The 15,169-nt window shown below is 55.5% G+C and carries 11 protein-coding genes and 4 pseudogenes; 8 read left to right on the forward strand and 7 right to left on the reverse strand.

Annotated elements, in window-relative coordinates; genetic code table 11:
• Positions 1-323: 323 nt before the first annotated feature.
• Positions 324-569: pseudogene (locus tag PSAKL28_RS27870) on the reverse strand (ATP-binding cassette domain-containing protein); the annotation flags it as partial.
• On the reverse strand, positions 532-729 hold the full coding sequence (locus PSAKL28_RS27670) for a PrpF domain-containing protein (RefSeq protein ID WP_075226513.1): 198 nt from the start codon (positions 727-729) through the stop codon (positions 532-534). The gene PSAKL28_RS27670 and the pseudogene PSAKL28_RS27870, both read right to left, overlap by 38 nt.
• Positions 730-801: 72 nt before the next feature.
• Here PSAKL28_RS27670 and PSAKL28_RS12810 point away from each other — a divergent pair, with 72 nt between their 5' ends.
• Positions 802-1,992, forward strand: coding sequence for a cation:proton antiporter (locus PSAKL28_RS12810; RefSeq protein ID WP_038610864.1), 1,191 nt, complete (start codon positions 802-804; stop codon positions 1,990-1,992).
• Between the two features lie 379 nt (positions 1,993-2,371).
• Here PSAKL28_RS12810 and PSAKL28_RS12815 read toward each other — a convergent pair whose 3' ends face one another.
• From PSAKL28_RS12815 to PSAKL28_RS12825, 4 genes and pseudogenes are all read right to left on the reverse strand, one after another.
• On the reverse strand, positions 2,372-3,070 hold the full coding sequence (locus tag PSAKL28_RS12815; protein ID WP_038610866.1) for an ion channel: 699 nt from the start codon (positions 3,068-3,070) through the stop codon (positions 2,372-2,374).
• Between the two features lie 106 nt (positions 3,071-3,176).
• Positions 3,177-3,353 (reverse strand): annotated as a pseudogene (locus tag PSAKL28_RS28550) (integrase); the annotation flags it as partial.
• A gap of 245 nt (positions 3,354-3,598) precedes the next feature.
• Complete coding sequence (locus PSAKL28_RS12820) at positions 3,599-5,146, reverse strand: MltF family protein (RefSeq protein WP_051939340.1); 1,548 nt, start codon at positions 5,144-5,146, stop codon at positions 3,599-3,601.
• 408 nt (positions 5,147-5,554) lie between these two features.
• Positions 5,555-6,660 (reverse strand): annotated as a pseudogene (locus PSAKL28_RS12825) (transposase).
• A gap of 392 nt (positions 6,661-7,052) precedes the next feature.
• Between PSAKL28_RS12825 and PSAKL28_RS12830 the strand changes: the two are divergent.
• The gene (locus PSAKL28_RS12830) at positions 7,053-7,487 is read left to right on the forward strand and encodes a DUF2721 domain-containing protein (RefSeq protein WP_038616595.1); all 435 of its coding nucleotides are present in this window, start codon (positions 7,053-7,055) and stop codon (positions 7,485-7,487) included.
• Positions 7,488-7,807: 320 nt separating this feature from the next.
• Here the strand turns inward: PSAKL28_RS12830 and PSAKL28_RS12835 are convergent, their stop codons facing one another.
• Positions 7,808-8,146: a hypothetical protein gene (locus tag PSAKL28_RS12835; protein ID WP_038610869.1), complete on the reverse strand. Its 339-nt coding sequence runs from the start codon at positions 8,144-8,146 to the stop codon at positions 7,808-7,810.
• Positions 8,147-8,330: 184 nt separating this feature from the next.
• On the opposite strand from PSAKL28_RS12835, the gene PSAKL28_RS12840 reads away from it, so the two are divergent.
• From PSAKL28_RS12840 to PSAKL28_RS26925, 6 genes and pseudogenes are all read left to right on the forward strand, one after another.
• Positions 8,331-9,239, forward strand: a complete 909-nt coding sequence (locus PSAKL28_RS12840) for a peptidylprolyl isomerase (protein WP_038610871.1) — start codon at positions 8,331-8,333, stop codon at positions 9,237-9,239.
• The gene (locus tag PSAKL28_RS12845; protein WP_038610874.1) at positions 9,239-10,237 is read left to right on the forward strand and encodes a HupE/UreJ family protein; all 999 of its coding nucleotides are present in this window, start codon (positions 9,239-9,241) and stop codon (positions 10,235-10,237) included. Before PSAKL28_RS12840 ends, PSAKL28_RS12845 begins: the two co-directional genes overlap by 1 nt.
• 39 nt (positions 10,238-10,276) lie before the next feature.
• Positions 10,277-12,493, forward strand: coding sequence for a DUF3604 domain-containing protein (locus PSAKL28_RS12850; RefSeq protein ID WP_038610877.1), 2,217 nt, complete (start codon positions 10,277-10,279; stop codon positions 12,491-12,493).
• Positions 12,494-12,646: 153 nt separating this feature from the next.
• Positions 12,647-13,915 carry an OmpP1/FadL family transporter gene (locus tag PSAKL28_RS12855; protein ID WP_038610880.1) on the forward strand — a complete coding sequence of 423 codons (1,269 nt, stop codon included), beginning with the start codon at positions 12,647-12,649 and terminating at the stop codon, positions 13,913-13,915.
• 48 nt (positions 13,916-13,963) lie between these two features.
• Positions 13,964-14,641 carry a DUF3313 domain-containing protein gene (locus tag PSAKL28_RS12860; protein ID WP_038610882.1) on the forward strand — a complete coding sequence of 226 codons (678 nt, stop codon included), beginning with the start codon at positions 13,964-13,966 and terminating at the stop codon, positions 14,639-14,641.
• Positions 14,642-14,776: 135 nt separating this feature from the next.
• A pseudogene (locus tag PSAKL28_RS26925) lies at positions 14,777-14,968 on the forward strand (IS5/IS1182 family transposase); the annotation flags it as partial.
• Between the last annotated feature and the right edge of the window lie 201 nt (positions 14,969-15,169).

Below are 15,169 nucleotides of genomic sequence, written 5' to 3' on the forward strand. Positions count from 1 at the left end.
GTGACTCAATCAGTTAGCCAAGGGGCTCCTTCACGTCAGACCGGCCAAAAACGGCCAATAGTGGTCGGTCGAAAATGCCTACGGGTAGTACCTACGGACGTCCCCCCTGCTTCATCGCCCGTTCAAGGTTCAACTGATGAAGCAGTCGTGGCGTCAGGTAACTGGCGTCAGCACCCACGCCCCTGAGAGTCGCCGAGGCGAAGTTCCGTTACTTGGTCAACCCAAACGCCAGACCTGCTTGCCCTGCCCCGATGACAACCACATCCAAAGTACGACTCGACTCATTCATATCTGCGCACTCATACATATATTAAGAGAAAAAAGCCCTTGATCAGTTCACGGACATGGTATTTCTGCGCCGGATCGAGACCGTCGGTTGGCTCGTCCAGCACCAGCACCTGTGGGTCATGGAGCAGGGCTTGGGCTAGGTCCACATGCCGCCGGTAGCCCTTTGACAATGTGGCGATCGTCTGTTTGCGAACCGTTTCCAAGTCGAACAGCTCAAGCATGGCCTCGATCCGCTGGTGCTTGCTAGCGCCGCGATAGCCACGCAGGACGGCGAAATGCTCCGCAACTGGAGCCAGCGATGTGCTTGAACTGAACGACCAACGGCGTACCGCAGCCGGGCAATCCGTCAATCCGTGCCTGACCCGAATAGCTGGCAGCACCGTCCGAGGTCGGTACCTGACCAATCGCGATCCGCCAAATGCTCTCCACGAAAATGCGCACCGGGACTACCCTAAAGTTATTTACTTCAAGGCTGCGTGTTCCAGCCGACCACTCTGAGCAGGCAGGTCATCGATGTATCAGAACTTAGCGCTGCTTGCCGCCTTTCTGCTCACCTACAGCATATTTGCGGGGCGCTTCGAGTCACGCCTGCTCAATGGCCCGCTTATGTTCATGCTTGCCGGTTTGCTTCTCGGTCCGGTATTTCTGGGCATTTTGCAACCCCGAATTGACAGGGAGGGACTCAAGTTCTTGGCTGAGCTGACGCTGGCGATTGTTCTGTTCAGCGATGCGGCCAACGCCGACCTGAAGGTCCTGCGGGCCAATGAAGGACTTCCGCTGCGCTTGCTAATGATGGGGCTACCGCTGACCATAGCGGGTGGCTGGCTAGTTGGCGCCTGGCTGCTCCCACAGGTCCCACCTTTGGAACTGGCAATACTGGCAACCCTTCTGGCTCCCACCGATGCTGCGCTCGGTAAAGCCGTTGTAAGCAATCCCAAGGTTCCCGCGCCCGTGCGAGAAGGGTTAAACGTTGAGAGCGGGTTGAATGATGGAATCTGCGTTCCAGTGTTGCTTATGTTTTTGGCATTGCTGGTCGAACAACGGACACAGTCCCCTATCTCACTTGCATTAGAGTTAGTTATCGAGGAACTGGGCATCGGTGCATTCATCGGTATTACCCTTACTCTCATCGCCTGGCGGTTGCAGCGCTACTCCGGGAAACACCAGTGGCAAACTCCCATGTGGTCACAGTTGACCCTTCCCGGGCTCGCCATTCTGTGCTTTGCCACAGCACAAACACTAGGTGGTAGCGGGTTTATCGCCGCGTTCGTCGGTGGGTTGCTCGCAAGTTTTCTGTTCATCGAGCAAAAGCATCAGATGCTCAAGGCCAGCGAAGAGTTCGCCAGCCTGTTATCGGTCATTACCTGGGTCGTATTTGGCGCACTGGTGATCCCTTGGGCCTGGAACAGTCTCACCCTGAACATCTGGCTTTACTCGGTACTCAGCCTGACCGTGATTCGCATAGTGCCCGTGCTGATCAGTCTGGTGGGGACCTGCTTCGATTTCGAAACCCGCCTCTTCATCGGTTGGTTCGGCCCGCGAGGTCTGGCCAGCATTGTCTTCGCCGTCATGATATTGACATACCCTCTACAAGCAAGTCATACCTTAGTGGCCACTGCTGTCTGTACCGTTTTACTAAGCGTGCTATTACACGGTCTAAGTGCCAATCCATGGGTTGCACGGCTGGCCAGTCGTGATCATTGATATTTGTCAGAAACTCCACAGGGAGGTGTGTAGTTGTTTGAAGCCAATTACGTGAGCAGCAACTTTTGGTCGATTCTGTTGAAAAAGTCGGCCCGATCAAACTTTCCGAATATTGACCGATGAAAACGTCATTACTGCATGCTGCCACATGAAATCTGAGCCAGGTAGCCTCTGCCAAAAGAAAGGATTTCAATCTCAAACGCGCACTTTTCTGCTGCGCACTCCATGGCAGATTTTTCAACATAATCTGTCGATTGCGGTACTTCGTGGCAGGCGTGTATCGGCTATTAGCATGGACTCCCCCACTCCAATAGACATTTTCCGGACTCAAAACTAGGCGTTTCACTAATGCCCGGAGGTGGCTCAGGCAAATTGAGAGTCACTTAGTCTGACTCACCGGATAAAGACCGGCAAGCCGCGCTATCACAACACCAACATAAAAGACGCCCGAAAATTCTTCGACCATCACAAGTGAGCGGGCGTGGTTGGTCAATGGGATAACATCACCATAACCGGTAGTCGTGAGCGTTGTTAGGCTAAAATAGATCAGTTTGAAGAAAGTGCCGGGCTGTACGAAATCGAGGTGGCCAGGGCCGAATGAGCCAGCGCTGGATACCTCTACCAAGGCATAGACGAAGGACCAAACGAATGCCAGCAAGATGTAACCCGCAAGCGCGCCATGCAGCTTGTCGGCTGTAATTGGCCCACGCTTGAGAATATAGCGAAGCACTCCGCTAAACGAGACTGCAAGAGATGCCGCATAAGATATCCCAGCAAGGTAAAGAATCTCGATACTCTCAGTCCACAAGGCCGTCCATTGAAGGCCAACTCCAAGCAACGCCAGCCCCAGTTTTAGGATGAACCCCCGCCTAGTCTGCCTAGTAGCGAAAGCGCCTACGAGCAGAATGATTGAAAACAAAATGCCGAGCAACGTGCGAGCGAATATACCTTCCTCAAGAAAGGGAAACAGGAGGATCAATCCTAGTAAGAGCAGCAATAGATAGGTGCAGGGCCCTCGCCCTATTACCATCTGACCTAAATCCTCGTCGGATTCGGCTTTATCCTGCGGATTTGTCATACCTGTTTCCCCGTGACTGAAACAACGCTCGATACCTGATGTTGCACTGTTGAAATCTGACCAGGCTTTAGAAGAGTCGGCAGTGAAATTCTAGTCGCGAATGGATGTGAGAGGATTCAGTCTGACAGACCACTTTGGGTTTTGGACTCAACCGGTGGATGCAACACATTACACGCAGCTTGGTTAAGTCACAGGCGCGCAGCTTGCTGTCGATAGCCAGGTTAAAGAGAGCCAGATCCCGTGTGTTCTCCGCGAGCTGGAGTCTGACCCGGATGCCCCAGATATCTCTGACTCTTAGTGGGGCTTTCTGTCCGACCGGTGCTTGCGCTCACTCTTGTCGGGACCGAATGTCAACAAGCAGGCAACAGCAATTCTCGGGAACTCTGCGCTATTCCTCACTCAGCTCAATCGGGTCGACTGCTCTCACTTCGGGTGCCCGCTACCAGGCAAGAAATCCTCCGATTGCTACAATCAATCAAGTTTTCTGCGCACGGCCCGCGTGCAACATTAGGCGACTTCCTAGCCGTTCTACTGAGGCTGGGGTCTGGCCTTTTCCACAGCGCGCTGCTTTGCCTCCTGCGAGCCCATGATCAGCCGATAGGCGATGTAGTACTTGTAGATGTTGTTGACGTAAGTCACCGTCTCCGCACCAATCCGGTCAGCGGCGACATACTCGACGTTGTGGAACCAGACATTCGGGTCGAGGCCACGTTTGGCGGCTTCCTCGCGTAGCCGGGCAACCCTGGCCGGACCGGCGTTGTAGGAGGCGAAGGTAAACAGGACCTTATCCAGCTCGGTCATTGGCTCGTCACCGTAGTACCGGTCGATCATCGTCCGCATGTACTTTACCCCCGCCTCGATATTCGGCTGGGTACGCCTGATATCACCGACGTTCAGCTCCTTGCCGGTTGCCGGCATGACCTGCATCACTCCGATGGCGCCCACCGGGCTGCGGACAGACTGGTCAAGCCGCGACTCCTGGTAGCCCTGGGCAGCCATCAGCAGCCAGTCCACGCTGTATTTGTCACCGTATCGCTTGAAGAACTGAATCAGCTCGAGGAACTTCTTCCGCTCCGACGTGGATGCCGCGTCCTTGATGTAGTTCGCGTTCTTCAGGTAGCGCACGAAAATCATATTGCCTGTCGTGGTCCCTTTCTTGTGACGAGTGACGAAGTCATCGACAGCTGCTTTGAGCTGTGGGCTGTCCTTCCGAATCGCCCAGGCAATTTCGCCCCCTGTGCGGATGGCAATCCCTTCGTGAACTGTTACCTTGGGGAAGACCTGTTTCCAGAGGTCTGCCTTGTGCTTGTCCATGACGATGAGCGGCAGCAGTCCGGCATTCAGCATCTCGACTAGATCCTCGTCCTCCAACTCCTCCGGGGCGAGGTTGATCTTCAACAAGGGCCGCTGTTCCGCAGCAAAGCGCTTGTTGAGTTCGACGAGACTCTCATAGTAGCTGGAAGACTTGCGGACATAGACATCCTGTCCCGCCAGATCGTCGATGCCGGCGACCTGTGGTGAAGCGGGGCCGGACAGGACCACTTCGCTGACATTGGTGTACGCCGGCGCGGAGAAGTCCACCAACTCCTGCCTGCTAGCAGTGATAGTAAGGTTGGACGCTGCGATATCGCCCTTGCCGGCAACCAGCGCCGGGAGCAGTTCATCCCGCCGGACCGGGACGAAGACCACATGAACCTTCAGATGCTTCTTGGCTCCCGACTTGGCGGAGGCCAGTTTCTGGTTCAGTTCCTTCTCGAACAGACCAAACCAGTCGTAGGTTGCGCCGCGCTGCGTGCCCTTGTCGACAAAGTAAAAGGTCTTGCTATAGATCGTGAGGACGCGAATGATCCGCCGCTCCTTCATCGCCTCTAGATCACCGATCCAAGGTTTCTGGATCTCTCTCGGATCAACGGTGAGCATCTCCGAGGGTATTGCCTCTGAGGATTTGATCTCATCAGCAGCTGGGAGAGAGTCGATATACAACGGCCAAAGAACTGCCGCCGCTCCGGCTAGGAACAACCGCAAGTGCGTCGCACGATGGGGCCAGGGGCGACGTTGCAGCGACAGGCCAACCATGCTCACGCTCCCACTGTGTGGTGAACGGCTCCAATACTGCGGAAAGTAATACGTTGCGCTGAGCCAGGGTGATGCTTGAGGTATGAGGCTATCGGTAGATTCAGAGCATCGTCAGAGTAGGAGCGTTACAGCCAACCAGCGCACCTTCATGCACGCGGGCTCAACCTCATCCCAATAGACAAGTCTAGGCGCCAGAGTAAAAAGCAGAAAGTCGTTGCTCCATACTCAGGTTTGAGTGGCAGTAAGCGCACGCTGTCAACCCGTCCTACTCAAGCGAGTGTGAGGTGCCGCTCCCGCTGCGTGCGACATTGCAGTATGTCCGCTAATGGCCCAGAGTGTGTAAAACGCTCTGACCTCATCGTCTTGGGGCGATGGGCCAAAACCAGCCTTTTTATGCCGACAGCACTTTCAACCGTGAGCGCCGATGGTTTTTATGACCCGTTTCATGTTGTAGGCGAGCACATTCAAACTCATCTCCGCGCTGACCCCGGCCAGCTTTCGAGTCAGGAAGTGCGTCGCCCCCATCCATTGTTTAAGTGTCCCGAAGGGATGCTCAACCGTCCGTTTTCGGACTCGCATCTTCTCCGGGGCTTTCCTCAGCCGAAGCTGCATTTCCTCCAATACGGTTTCATGCTCCCAGCGCCGAATTCGTCCTTCCGTGCTCGGTGTGCATTGCGACTTCAAACCGCAGTCCCGGCACTTCGAACTCCAGTAACGATGCAACTTCTGGCCTTTCTCAACGTAGGAGTAGTGCCAGATCAGCGCCTCGCCAGCTGGGCAAATGTATTCGTTTTTTGCCGCGTCGTAGATGAAGGAATCGTTATTGCAACGCCCGTCAGCCTTGGCTCCAGAGGTCATCGATTTGGGCACATGTGACAAGCGAGGATTTGTTCGCTTTTGAAGTAACCTCAGTCAGCCACTACCGACAACGTATCTGACGCCATCGCCTCGCGGGTCTGCTTGGCCATCGAGCTGAGTTGATCGCGGTCGGAACCGACGTTAGCACCTCGTGAGCAACGATCAAATGGTGCTGAGTATCGACCGCAGTCTGCACGTTGTAGCCGACGATTCCCGTGCCGCGCGTCATCATGGAGCGGCTGTCTGGATCGGTCAGTGAGACCTGTTTATCCGGCGATTCATTAAGCTGGATTTCGATCGCCTGAAGCTCTTTCATTTGAGTTTTGAGCTTGGCGATTTTCTCTTCCAGCAGCACGGCACTGAGCTCGTAAGCTGTTGGTTCTTGCCGATCGGCAGCATCGAGTGCCGTCAGGTAACGGTTGATGCTCGATTCTATTTCTTCCATTCGCCGCTTCAGTTTGGCGCTGGTGAAATTGCGCTGGGCTTCTCGCTCCATCGGCTGGAATGGCACCTTCAAAACCCAAGTTGACCAGGTCGAGTTCGTCGACAAAGACTTCGACTACGCGCACCGGATTGGTATCGCTGACGTAGTCGTCGAAGCTCTCGGGAAGTAAGGTGCCTTGGCCTCGATGTTCACCTTGGATAAAGCGCTTCATGGGCGATCCCTGCGATGAAACCCTCAGAAATCATAGCAAGTGTTCGCGAAGGCGTTTTTACACACTCTGAGCCAATAGAAGCCAGTCGCAAGTGTCCAGCAACAAGATTCGAGGGGGCTGTATTTATTTTCATTGGTGTCAGGATGCCCCACTACAATGCATAAAAACGTTTGCTCACTGTTGAAAGTCTCCTAGACTGCTCTACGCTCCACTACAGGACGTCCGGACCAACTCGCAGGCTTGGCCTGACGTTGGTGCCCTGTTGTCAGTAATACTCAGCCCCAAGACTGTACTGAGACCCTCAGCTGATAACAGGGATGCGCCCCACCTTTTTACCGCGAATTATGTCAAATGGAGAAGTGCAAATATTCGGCCTATAGGTGGTCCCTAAATTGAACGAATTCATTCCTGACGCTGTGCGGTTGTCGCAAATCTTTTCACAAGCAACAGCCCCGACGTTTTTCCTCGGTGCAATAGCTGCGTTCGTTTCGTTAATGACTTCGAGGTTATCAGTTGTCATCGACCGTACACGGGTACTCAATGCGATCCCCGAAGACGACCAGAGGCGTGCGCACCTCAGGGCCGATCTGGAGCGATTGAGGCGGCGGGCTGAATTATTAAACGCTGGTATCCTGTCCTCTTTGCGCGGTGGACTTTGCGCCACCCTGCTGCTCGCTGTCATCTTTTTAACTGAGTTCATGGGCTTCAAGTACGCCTATGGTGCCGGCCTTCTTTTTGTAGTTGCCACATTCTTCCTCGGTGTGGGTCTGCTTCGCTTCGCCCAAGAAGCTAAAATCAGTGTCAGTGCGGCGGATGAACACCTTTGACTGATTCAAATTCTTGGTGCTAAGTCCGGAGCCCCCGAGGCACTGCCCCCAGACGCGATGAATTTCCCCTGACTTCGGGGGCACCGCTGATAGTCCGCTATAGGTTCATTTCAACCCTTCGCGACAGACTGCAATCGGCCGATTGTGACGAAAAAGTCGGCCGGTCCTGGCTAGGAATGCATTGAACGGTGAAAGCATTTTTTTTGCACGCGGCTACATCAAATCTGGTCCTGAATCTTCTGCGCAAGTCTCCGACTTTAATCTCAAGCGCGTACTTTTCAGCCATGACAACCGAAGTCGACTTTTTCAACAGAATTGGCTCAATGTGGAGTCTCCCTGGTCATTGCTCGAATCAAAAGTACCGTCATCACTCCGTGCAGGATGACCACGGGCCACAAGAGAACCCCACTCGAATTGCCCGAGATGCCAACGTAGGTGAGATACACCGTCACGGCTGCGTTATAGATCAACATGCCGAACAAGGGTGAGCCGGGCCAGCAGGCGACGGCCAATGCGATGAGGGCGATACCGGCAATGCGGACGATGACGCCCGTTAGTTCGATGCCCAGCAAAAGTTGCCCTACCAGCGACGGGACAAGTATCAGCGCCACGCCAGTAGCTGCCTCGATGATCGCGGTGAAAACAAGCAGTCCTTTCATCACATGGGCGCTCCGTCCCGGGCTGTATAGGTGCAAGACTGGACGGCCTTGGGAAAGTGGTTAATCCGATTGCGACTAAGCCTTAGTGCTTATCGTGATTAGCCTTGGTGGAAAGTTCCGGTACAGCAGCAATACTCCACTCTGCTGCGAAATCTTCTCGCAGTATAACGTGGGGCAATAAGTCATGAGCTTAAGCGTCTGCGAAGCGAAAGAATCTCGCCTTTCGTTAATCAAGCGATGCCTTCGCCAGCCGTTACTACACTTTTTAGTTGCCGGTTTTGCACTCTTCGTACTGTACGGTGGTTTGCACCGTTCAACGGTCAATCAAGATCCGCAACGCGTCGAAATTACCCCTGAAGTTGTTCAGCGGATCGCGATTTCCTGGCTGGCACGATGGCAACGCCCCGCCTCGGAGCAACAGTTGCAGGCCCTGATTGATGACTATGTGAAAGAGGAAATCCTCTATCGCGAAGCACTGAAACTTGGCCTGGATAAAGACGACACCATCATTCGCCGCCGACTGGCGCAAAAAATGGATTTCCTCGCCGAGGATGTCGCCTCACTTCGCGAACCGGCGCCCGGCGTACTTGAGGCTTGGTACAACCAGCATCAGGACCAATATTCCCCACCGCCACTTGCGACCTTCCGTCATTTGTTCTTCGCTATGGACAAACGCGGCTCGGATGCACAAGTGCAGGCTCAGGCTGCATTAAGTGGCCTGACAGACAAAAACAGTGGTGAAGGCGATGCCTTCATGTTTAAAAGCGCCTACACCGAACAATCCCAGGATCAAGTGGCGCGGGTCTTTGGTTCAAAGTTTGCCCTTTCATTGTTCCAGCAAACGCCGGGTAGTTGGGTGGGGCCTGTGGAGTCCGGTTTTGGCTGGCATCTGGTGTGGATCGATACGCTGGCCAAGCTACCGGCACCGGCTTTCGAAACCGTGGCCCAGCAGGTCAAGTCCGATTGGTTGTCCGAGCAACGCAGCGAATCGAAACGCACGAATTTCGATGCACTCAAAGCTCGCTATGAAGTCGTGGTAATGATGCCGGCTTCCGGCAGTGGCATTGCCGCCATACCAACGGAGCGGCCGTGATGAGGCGCAGGGTCTGGCTATTGTTGCTGCTCGGGTTCATGGGGCTGAGCGCCATGGCCCATGAGTCGCGTCCCGCGTACCTGGAACTAAACGAAACGACTGCCGGGCGCTATGACGTACTGTGGCGCACGCCGGTGCTGTCAGGCATGCGATTGCCGATTGCGCTGCGGTTTGCCGAAGGTGTGCGCACTGTCGTTGACCCGGTGGAAAGCCAACTGAACGACTCACTGATCGAGCGCCGAGTCATTGATGCCGGTCCCGCCGGTCTGGTCAGGCAGCGCATCGAGTTTGTCGGCCTGCAAGCGAGCATCACCGATGTGCTGGTGCGTGTCTCGCGCCTCGACGGCAGCCTGACCACCACCCTCGTCCACCCTGCGCAACCCTGGATAGAAATCGCTGCCACGCCGGGAATGTTCTCGGTGGCTGGTGCGTTTCTGGTCCATGGCATCCAGCACATCCTGGGGGGCTTCGATCACTTGCTGTTCATCTTCGGTCTCCTGCTGCTGGTGGGTAATGGCTGGATGCTGGTGAAGACCATCACCGCGTTCACCCTCGCCCACTCCATCACCCTGGCGCTCGCAGCATTGGGGGCGGTGCGGCTTCCCGGCCCGCCTGTGGAGGCGACTATTGCGCTGAGCATTCTGTTGCTAGCGATGGAAATCGCCCGCAAGAACCGTGATGAAACCAGTTTCACCCTCCAGTGGCCATGGGTGGTGGCGTTCTGCTTTGGCTTGTTGCATGGCTTCGGTTTTGCCGGTGCGCTGGCGGAAATCGGTTTGCCGCAGCGCGACCTGCCGCTGGCGCTGCTCACCTTCAATGTCGGCGTCGAGATCGGCCAACTGATGTTCGTTGCCGTCGTGTTGAGCCTGCGCGCATTGTTGCTGCGTTGTCGACTGCCATGGCCCGCAGTCCTGTATGCCCGACCGATTGCTTCTTACGGGTTGGGTACGCTGGCTGCTTTCTGGTTTTTCGAGAGAGTCTCGAGTTTCTTGTCCTAAGTTGCACCCTGTCATTGCCGTATTCCGGAGACGTGGAATATGAAATCCCCTACACACTTCACCGCGCCAACACTGCTCGGTTGTGCCGTGCTAACTGTCAGCATGCTGGCATTAGCAGAAGGCAACCCGGATCGCGAGATTTACTTTGGGCAGACGCATTCGCACAGTTCCTGGTCGATTGATGCCTATTTGATCGGCAACCACCAGGTCGATCCCGAGCAGACGTACCAATACTCACTTGGGATGCCGATCAAGCATCCAATGGGGTTTGAAGTGCAGCTCAAGGGTCGCCCGCTGGATTTCCATGGCGTGACCGACCACTCGGAATACGTGGGCGTGATCGCCCTGGCCAACGATCCGAAGTCAGACTTCAGCAAGCAGCCCATCGCGCAAAAGCTGATTGTCAAAACCCCGGAAGATTTCAACCGGGTGTTCAAATGGATCGCCGGCAGCTTGAGCCACCCGATCAAGGAGCTGATTGATCCGAAGGTTGCCGGCAATATCTGGCAGCAGAACATCGCCGTCGCCGACAAGTACTACAAGCCCGGCAAGTTCACCACGTTTGTCGCGTATGAATGGACCTCAGCCCCCAACAATCAAAACATGCACCGCAATGTGTTTTTCCGCGACTCGAAGAAGGTGCCGGACCTACCCTTCACGGCCATCGATTCGGACAAACCCGAAGATTTGTGGGGCTGGATGGACGATCAACGCAAAAAAGGCAACGAAGTGCTGGCAATCTCCCACAATGCCAACCTCAGCAACGGCCTGATGTTTCCGGTGGACGTAGATGACCGTGGTCGCCCCATCGATGCCGCCTGGGCCGAGACGCGGATGCGCAATGAATCCCTCACTGAAATTCACCAGGTCAAGGGCACCTCGGAAACCCATCCTGAACTGTCGCCGACCGACGAGTTTGCCAATTATGAAATCATGAATTTCCTGCTTGGCATGGACAACAGCACATCGAAACTCAATGGCAGCTACATCAGGCAAGCCTGGCAAAACGGCATGGCCTTGCAGGAGAACCGTGGCTACAACCCCTACAAAATGGGCGTGGTCGGCGCCAGCGACTCGCACAACGGGGTGATCCCCTATTCGCAGGACAACAACTTCGGTTCCCACGGCTTTACCGACAGCACCCCGGCGGCGCGCATTTCTGGCAAACAGAACTCGGGCATGGTGGCGTTGCAAACCAGCACATCCGGTTTGGCTGGCGTTTGGGCTGAGGAAAACACCCGTGAATCGATCTTCGATGCCATGAAGCGTAAAGAAGTCTATGGCACCAGCGGCGTGCGGATCCCCGTGCGTATGTTTGGTGGCTGGGGCTTCGACAACAGTCTGTGGAACGATAAAGACTGGGTGCATGCCGCTTATGCCAAGGGCGTTCCCATGGGCAGCGATTTGTCAGCAAAACAGGGCAAGCAGGTGCCGTCCTTCGTGGTGTGGGCGGTCAAGGATGTCGACGATGGCAACCTCGATCGAATCCAGATCATCAAGGGCTGGACCAAAAACGGCCAGACCTTTGAGAGGATCTACGACGTCGCCTGGTCCGGTGATCGCCAACCGGACCCGGTCACCGGCCAAGTCCCGCCGGTAAGCTCGACGGTCGATGTTTCCAAGGCGACTTACACCAATACCATCGGTGCCACAGAGCTGAAAAAAGTTTGGGTCGATCCGGATTTCGATCCGGCCCAGCACGCGTTCTACTACGCCCGCGTGCTACAGATCCCGACACCGCGTTGGAGTACCTATGACGCGGCCAAGCTGCAAGTACCACCGCCGGCCGACGTTTCGGCCACCGTCCAGGAACGCGCGTGGACTTCGCCGATCTGGTACACACCGAATGCTGAGGACAGCAAGCTTGTCACTGGTGGCAAAACCATCGATCAGCTGAAAACCGAAGGTGCCAAAGCGCTCACTAACGAGCAGTTGCAAGCCTACGTGGAGGGCAAAACATTGAAGGTGCGCAACACGGTCACCGACCAGACGTTTGAAATCGTTTATGGCTCCGACGGGCAACGCCTGATCACCAGTGTCGATGGCAAGCCGCCTGCGCAAGGGGAATACCTAAACATGCTGCATGACGGACAGTTTGGCGTGCCGGCCAAATATGAAATCAAGGATGGGCATCTAATGACAACGCTCAGCGGCACACCCTTCGAGGTCACGGTATTCGAGCAAAACGGCAAATACATGGCGGCTCGCAGCAACGAGTTCGGCTACGTGAATTATGAGGTTGAGGAGGTCAAGTAGCGCCGAGGCCAGCACCGATGTTCTGCATCCATCGGTGCTGGAAGATTGACGCGGAATGACTGATCAAGAGGGTGCGAGGGGCAACTATTGATGAGTCCATCGACAGGTGGACATCAGATACGCTAATTCAAAAATGGATTTGCCGAGGTAGTTATGCAAGCCAGAACAACCGCCTTGCCCGCCCTTACGCTCCTTGCGTTTTGCTGTCAGCAAGCGTGGGCTGGCGGCATCATGCTCTACGAAATCGGCACCGATAACGCCGGCCTCGCCAACGCCGGTGTAGCCGCCCGCGCTCAGGGCCCTTCGACAATCGCCAGTAACCCAGCGGGCATGAGCTACCTGCCGGGCACGCAGATCACCGGCGGTTTGCAAGTGCTTTACGGTGACCTGACCTTCGATCGAGGTTCCGGCACCAGTGACCCCGGTAGCGGAAGTGGCAACGCCCTCGATCCAATTCCCGGCGGCAGCTTCTTCATCACGCATGAGATTGACGATCACTGGAGTATCGGTTTCGGCCAGTACGGCGATTTCGGCCTGGCGGTCAATTATGACAACGACTGGTCCGGGCGTTACTTCGCGCAAAACTCCAGCCTGCTCGGTTTGTCCCTGGTGCCCAGCGTGGCGTACCGCTTCAACGAACAATGGTCGGTGGGGGTGGGCATCAAGGCCATGTACGGCATGTTGCAGGCGCAAACGGCTATCGACCGCTCCCCCTTCGGTTTCACCGACCGCACGGACGGTCAGTACAAATACGAGGATGGCACCTGGGGCTATGGCGCCAACGTTGGGGTGATCTACGCCCCGCAAGCCGGCACGCGCATCGGCCTTACCTATACCAGCAAAGTCGACCTGAACTTCGAAGACCGGCTGGATGTGAAAGGCGACGGCCGTCTGCTGGGGCGCGTCAACAACACCAACACCAAACTCGACACGACAGTACCGCAGACCGTGACCCTGAGCCTTTTCCAGCAACTGGACCGGCAATGGGCGTTACTGGCCTCAGCCAACTGGCAGGACTGGTCGGAGTTCGGCGATATCGGCGTACAGGTCGACACCACCGCATTCGGGGCGCAATCGAAATCGGTCGACACCGGTTTCAAGGACACCTGGCACTTGTCACTTGGCGCGCAGTACCAAGCCACTGAGCAATGGCTGTGGAATGTTGGTGTGGCCTACGACAGTAGCGCAGTCTCAGACAGCAAACGCAGCGTAATCGTGCCCATGGGCGAATCTTGGCGGATTGCCACAGGAGCCACCTATGCTCTGAACAGAGACACCGATGTCAATGTCAGCTGGGCCATGGTCTGGCTTGGCGAAATGCCGGTGGACCAGACCAAGTCGATCTCGGGCAATCAAATCTCCGGCCAGTTCGACAATGCCTGGATTCAAGCGCTGACCGGCAACATGACCTGGCGATTCTGAAGCGTTGCTAACGAAAAAAACAACTTTATCCATGGAGCACCCACCACTATGAACCTGTCCCTAAACCTGCCCGTCGTTGCCGCACTGGCCGGTCTGTTGCTCGGCGGTTGCACCTCGCAAGTCACCGAACAAGATCAATACTCCGGCTTCCTCCCCAACTACAACAATCTGCAAGAAGTAACGACTACCACTGGCGAGAAAGCCATGCGTTGGGTGAGTCCGTCATGGAACCCTAATGCGTATGACACAGTAGTGTTCAACAAACTAGAACTCTATCCGGCGCCCAAACCCAACGAGCGGGTCAACCAGCAGACACTCGACGAATTGCAGAACTACATGACCAACAAGGCCAAAGGCGTGCTGGACCAGAAATACCGAGTGGTATCGAACGAAAGCGCAGCACCCGTCGGGTCAACCCCTCTGATCCTTCGCGCAGCGATCACCGGGGTGAGCGCCTCGAATGAAGGCATGAAATGGTATGAAGTGGTGCCGGTTGCGGCCGTAGTCGGGGCGACCCAAGCTGCCACTGGTCATCGTGATCAGGACACTAACCTGTTCATCGAAGCCGAGTTCATCGACGCGAAAACCAATCAGACCGTGGCCAAAGTAGTGCGCAAGGTCTTTGGCAGCCAGCTTTCGAACGAGAGCCAGAAAATCACCACGAAGGATTTCAAAGCCGCGATCGATAAATTGAATGCTGATCTCCGGGCGTTTATCCGCAGTTGATTTCTGGCGCAGACGACCGCTTATGTCGGGGTCGAGCATCCCGCACCGACCCTGCCCAACGAAGCCCAGGTATTACGCACAGAACCGACGCGCCCCAATGTGCGGCTGCTCGAAATCCTGCTTGATGCCACGATCATGAAACGATTCATCGAAGGTGAGACTCGGACGCAAGTGACGCTTCTGCCGGAGTGCCTGGACGATTACGTAGCCGAAGAAAGTCCAGTCCGAGTGGTCGACGTTTTCGCCGATGAACTCGACCTGGGTGTACTTGGGTTTGAAAGTGTTGATCCTGCTGCAACGGGGCGTCCGGTCCACCATCCTGTGATAGCGCGGCTTGCCGGTCTTTATCCATCGAATCAGACCAGGTGACTCTCGATTTCCCTAAGCCACCACCGGACATTAGTAAACAACCAGCATCAGACAAATGCCTCACTAATGCATGAATGGAATGTAGCGTAAGCCCTAAGTTTCAAAGCCCTCCGCCGAAGCGATACTGCCAGACTATGCCAATGACATCGTACTCGCTGC

The organism is Pseudomonas alkylphenolica (genome assembly GCF_000746525.1).
Taxonomy (GTDB): domain Bacteria; phylum Pseudomonadota; class Gammaproteobacteria; order Pseudomonadales; family Pseudomonadaceae; genus Aquipseudomonas; species Aquipseudomonas alkylphenolica.

Coding starts and splice junctions, on each gene's coding strand:
- PSAKL28_RS12810 (WP_038610864.1), top strand. CDS start 802: ATGTATCAGAACTTAGCGCTGCTTGCCGCCTTTCTGCTCACCTACAGC.
- PSAKL28_RS12815 (WP_038610866.1), bottom strand. CDS start 3,070: ATGACAAATCCGCAGGATAAAGCCGAATCCGACGAGGATTTAGGTCAG.
- PSAKL28_RS12820 (WP_051939340.1), bottom strand. CDS start 5,146: ATGGTTGGCCTGTCGCTGCAACGTCGCCCCTGGCCCCATCGTGCGACG.
- PSAKL28_RS12835 (WP_038610869.1), bottom strand. CDS start 8,146: ATGAAAGGACTGCTTGTTTTCACCGCGATCATCGAGGCAGCTACTGGC.
- PSAKL28_RS12840 (WP_038610871.1), top strand. CDS start 8,331: ATGAGCTTAAGCGTCTGCGAAGCGAAAGAATCTCGCCTTTCGTTAATC.
- PSAKL28_RS12845 (WP_038610874.1), top strand. CDS start 9,239: ATGAGGCGCAGGGTCTGGCTATTGTTGCTGCTCGGGTTCATGGGGCTG.
- PSAKL28_RS12850 (WP_038610877.1), top strand. CDS start 10,277: ATGAAATCCCCTACACACTTCACCGCGCCAACACTGCTCGGTTGTGCC.
- PSAKL28_RS12855 (WP_038610880.1), top strand. CDS start 12,647: ATGCAAGCCAGAACAACCGCCTTGCCCGCCCTTACGCTCCTTGCGTTT.
- PSAKL28_RS12860 (WP_038610882.1), top strand. CDS start 13,964: ATGAACCTGTCCCTAAACCTGCCCGTCGTTGCCGCACTGGCCGGTCTG.